This window comes from Tropicimonas sp. IMCC6043 (assembly GCF_004146235.1).
Lineage (GTDB): Bacteria > Pseudomonadota > Alphaproteobacteria > Rhodobacterales > Rhodobacteraceae > Tropicimonas.
The window spans coordinates 1-3,719 of record NZ_SELO01000098.1 but is presented as its reverse complement, the minus strand read 5'-3'; the positions used below and the strand labels follow the sequence as shown (position 1 = coordinate 3,719).

At 57.5% G+C, this 3,719-nt stretch carries 3 protein-coding genes and 2 pseudogenes; 3 read left to right on the top strand and 2 right to left on the bottom strand.

Annotated elements, in window-relative coordinates:
• Positions 1–285, top strand: a 285-nt coding sequence (locus EU800_RS27375) for a hypothetical protein (RefSeq protein WP_207210019.1), incomplete at its 5' end; no start/stop codon positions are given.
• Positions 286–429: 144 nt separating this feature from the next.
• Here the strand turns inward: EU800_RS27375 and EU800_RS25760 are convergent.
• On the bottom strand, positions 430–1,947 hold the full coding sequence (locus EU800_RS25760; RefSeq protein WP_165354856.1) for a Ppx/GppA phosphatase family protein: 1,518 nt from the start codon (positions 1,945–1,947) through the stop codon (positions 430–432).
• Between the two features lie 183 nt (positions 1,948–2,130).
• On the opposite strand from EU800_RS25760, the pseudogene EU800_RS27370 reads away from it, so the two are divergent.
• Positions 2,131–2,208 (top strand): annotated as a pseudogene (locus EU800_RS27370) (ATP-binding protein); the annotation flags it as partial.
• A gap of 88 nt (positions 2,209–2,296) precedes the next feature.
• Here the strand turns inward: EU800_RS27370 and EU800_RS25750 are convergent.
• Complete coding sequence (locus EU800_RS25750) at positions 2,297–3,157, bottom strand: poly(ADP-ribose) glycohydrolase domain-containing protein (RefSeq protein ID WP_129636312.1); 861 nt, start codon at positions 3,155–3,157, stop codon at positions 2,297–2,299.
• Positions 3,158–3,501: 344 nt separating this feature from the next.
• Between EU800_RS25750 and EU800_RS27365 the strand changes: the two are divergent.
• Positions 3,502–3,719: pseudogene (locus EU800_RS27365) on the top strand (hypothetical protein); the annotation flags it as partial.

The window sequence follows — 3,719 nt, the reverse complement described above, 5'->3', positions numbered from 1 at the left end:
GGGTCAAGATTGACGGCGATCTTCCGCAGACACGTTCAGAAGACGATCCCGGAATCGCGGCAGCCTTCCAAGCAGCCAGGAACGGAGAAATTTGATAATATTCCTGAATGTCCGGTTAATGCTTGTCAAAAAAGTGCTTTGGCTCTTAACCGCCAATCGCCGCGCCAACCTCAAACGGCGGCTTCCGGTTCAAGGGATGATGCTGCACCTGCGAAGCGCTCACACAGCGTGAACGGCAGGATTGCGCAGTCACCCCACCCCACCAACGGCTTTGTTCCGGGATAGGCATTAGCGTAGCCGGGTTTCGAGCGAGGTCGCGGGAATCGGTCGATTGCTGGCGTCTGACCTAACCGCTGTTCAAAAGCAACCGTTTCGCACCAGGTACCGCTGACGACAGTCCAAGCATCCACGACTTGCTTGATTCAGAGCCTACTCTGAAATGAATTCAGCCCCTTCAATGCCAGCCACTTTCGCGAGTTGTCGAATCCTGCTTTGCACGGCATCACTGTCCGGAACGCTCGCCTCTTCCTTGACCTCGAGCCGAACCGCGTCTGCTTCGATCTTCAAGCGAGATTGCTCCAGTATCTCGGGAACGCTCGCCGAAAATCTATGACCAAGAAGAAGGGCCCGCCCCAAGATTTCGGCACGCACTAGATCACTTCGCGATAAGAGCTTACCGACGCGCTCCTTAACCGGGCCGTCGACCTTGCCGCCGTATCGAGCCATGACGGCAACTGCTAGAAAAGCCCGTTCCGCATGGCTAATACCGATGAAGGGGAACTCCAGAAGGCGAAGAAAGCTGTCCGAAGCCCGAACCTTCTGATGATCTCTCCATGCGATATCAGTCAGGGCACAAACCGAAAGCCTGATACGACGATCACTTTGTGTCTCGCCCGGGAAAAGTTCGTCTGTCCACCGACCCAACGCCTCGCTAAATCGCGGCACTCTGGCCACGGGCAGGCCGATCGCCAGAGCGCCTTCGAGAAGAGGGTCCCGGTACTGTTCTTCTTCACTTAGCTGACTAAAAAGCCATCCTTCGCGAAGGCCGAAAGCTGAAAAGATTGCCCGGTCCGGCTTCAATCTGCGGAATACCCGCCAAAGCACAAGCGCCGATGCTGCCAGCGTTTCCACTCGGCGACCGGGCACATCGGGAAGTGCTGCAATCTCTTCGGTCGACATCTTTGCAATGGACTTCGCGAGTGACGAGAGCTCCTTAGCCGGTAACTCATAGCCATGAGGAACTGAGATCGGATAGTCGTTCATGGCTATATGGACACGTGCCAAAGCCCGCCATCCTCCGCCCACCGCGTAGAAGACTGGCCCCGTAAGCATTGGTGGCAACGCACCTTCGAGAACGCCATCAACGGCTTTCTTGGCATCGTCGATCCCATTTTCAAGCATTGCCTTTACCGGCAGTGCACCAAGGGGCATGCTTGCGCGACGGTCACCGACTTGATCACCCAGAACTTCAGCGACTTCCAGGCTGCCGCCGCCGATGTCGCCGACCAGTCCCCTCGGCTGGAAGAACCCTGAGATCACTCCGACGGTCGAATAGTATGCCTCGTCTTCACCGGTAATGATGCGTGGCTCGAGCCCGGTCTCACTATGGATGGCATTTACAAGTTTGTCACCGTTCTTCGCTTTCCGGGTTGCTTCTGTGGCGAGAACATCAACACGGGGCACGTCCATGGCCTTTGCGATGGCATCAAAGCGGCGGATCGCGGCAAGTGCTCCATCAATCGCCTCTTTGGTGAAGCGACCCTCTTCATCTAGTCCGGCACCGAGAGCGACAAGGGACTTCTCGTTGAAGCGTGGAAACGGCGCGCGTCCCAAGTTGTCGTAGACCACAAGGCGGATCGAGTTTGAACCGAGGTCGATGATTCCATAGTGTTCCGCCTGGTGCAAAAGGACCCGGTCTGTCTCGATTTCGATGCGTCTAGGTTCCATCATCGCCCCCCGTATGACTGATTCTACAAGCATCGGCGCAGCGCGTGACGCCTTCGAGGCGATCACGGCCGTAGCGGAGGCGATCCGTCCCGCAAAATGGGAGCCGAGGCGCCAGCAAAGCCAAGTTACATGTTCTTCAGATGCAACTCAAAAGATGGCCATCGCAAGGCCAGCACCCATCGCGGCGCCGAGCTGCTGTTCGAACTGATCTCTCAGCGATACGAGCGCGGGTCCATCCTCATTTCCGAGATCGACTTCGATCCCAAAGAAGGTCAGATCAAAGCGTTCCGTCACCGCCCCAGCTCGCGGACCCGTTCTGCTACCACCCGAATTCAGGAAGGAAGCTTCGTTAGCCGAGTTCCGCCGCAAAGGTGCGGTAGTTGTCCGGCCCATATCCAGCCGAAAAGATGGCAAAGGCAATCAAGGCGAAGTCATTGCGGCGCCGGTCAATTTCCTTTCTGTAAAGACGCGCGACTTCGCTTGGCGGATTCTGGAAGGCTCCACATCCAAATGCACCCAGAACCACGTGCCGGACGTGGGCATTACGCAATGTGTCAAGTTGTGCCGCGATGCGATTTCGCGCCTCAGCAGGATCGAAATGAGAACCATCGCGGAGGTCCTGGGCGGACGCGCGCAGTTCGAAGAACGGAAACACAAGGTTGTCTGGAAGCCAAGCGTAGCCCAGGTCACTTTGGCTGCGGTCTTCCGCCCCTCGCAAACAGACCCTTGGCCGCGCTGTGTCCAGATATACCCGTCCTTCGACCGCCTGCAGCAGTTGAGTCATTTCCGGAAAATACAGATCGCGTGCCTCATCGTATTCCTCGGGCCCAATATGGAAATGACAATCCGTCCGCCGGTACATGTTCTCTTCCTGGGCCACCATACCTTCCACATAGCCGCCACCGGGGACATAGGCGTTCGCCATGTTGAGGGCGGCAAAACAAACTCCAAATTCTTTCGTCAGCTGGAGGGTAACGTCGCCCCAGTCGCCGGAAAGGACTCTCACCTCGCCTTCGGGATCTGGCCCTTTGGCCTCTTCACGCCAGCGTGCAAGGTTCAGCGTTGCCATTGCCCGATACTTGTCTGGTGGTTCGGCGGAGATAAACCGCTTCAACGTCTCACGGAGAACTGCACGGCGTCTGACCATGTCTGGCCTGCCGTAGCCGAGCGCGACCATCACGTCTTCGCGCTGCAGCGGCCTCCCTGGCATCCAGAGTCCTCCCCAAGCCGGACAATCAAGAACCGAACGCCTGTTGGCAGCAACAGCCGCGGTCAAGGAAGGCACGGACCGTCCGTTTGGTTCCTGCGAAAGCCTCGTCGCGTACCTTCCCGTGACCAACGCGATCGGTTGGCTTCGTCCATCGAATGCGGGTTACTTACCACTATGTGCACAACGACGCATCGCCACCCTACCATATTTGCCTTCTGAAAAGCTGATGACACGTGGCGCCTTAGCCCAGAACGGGAAGCTCCGGTAAGGTAAGCCAGTGACTGCTAATTCAAATCTCGAGACGCGCAATCGAGCGCGTTCGATTGCACGAGAGCACTCAAGCAATGAACACAATCCGGAGACTTTCATTTGCATGCCTCCTTCTCACGAACGCCGCCGCCGCAGATCCGCTGCCAACCTTGAACCTTGACCCCAAGGCAACGACCGTCTCCGGTCTGTCCAGCGGCGCCTTCATGGCGGTCCAGTTGCAGGTCGCATTTTCGACCACCATCGGCGGGGCTGGCATTGTCGCGGGCGGCCCTTTCGGTTGCGCCGATCATTC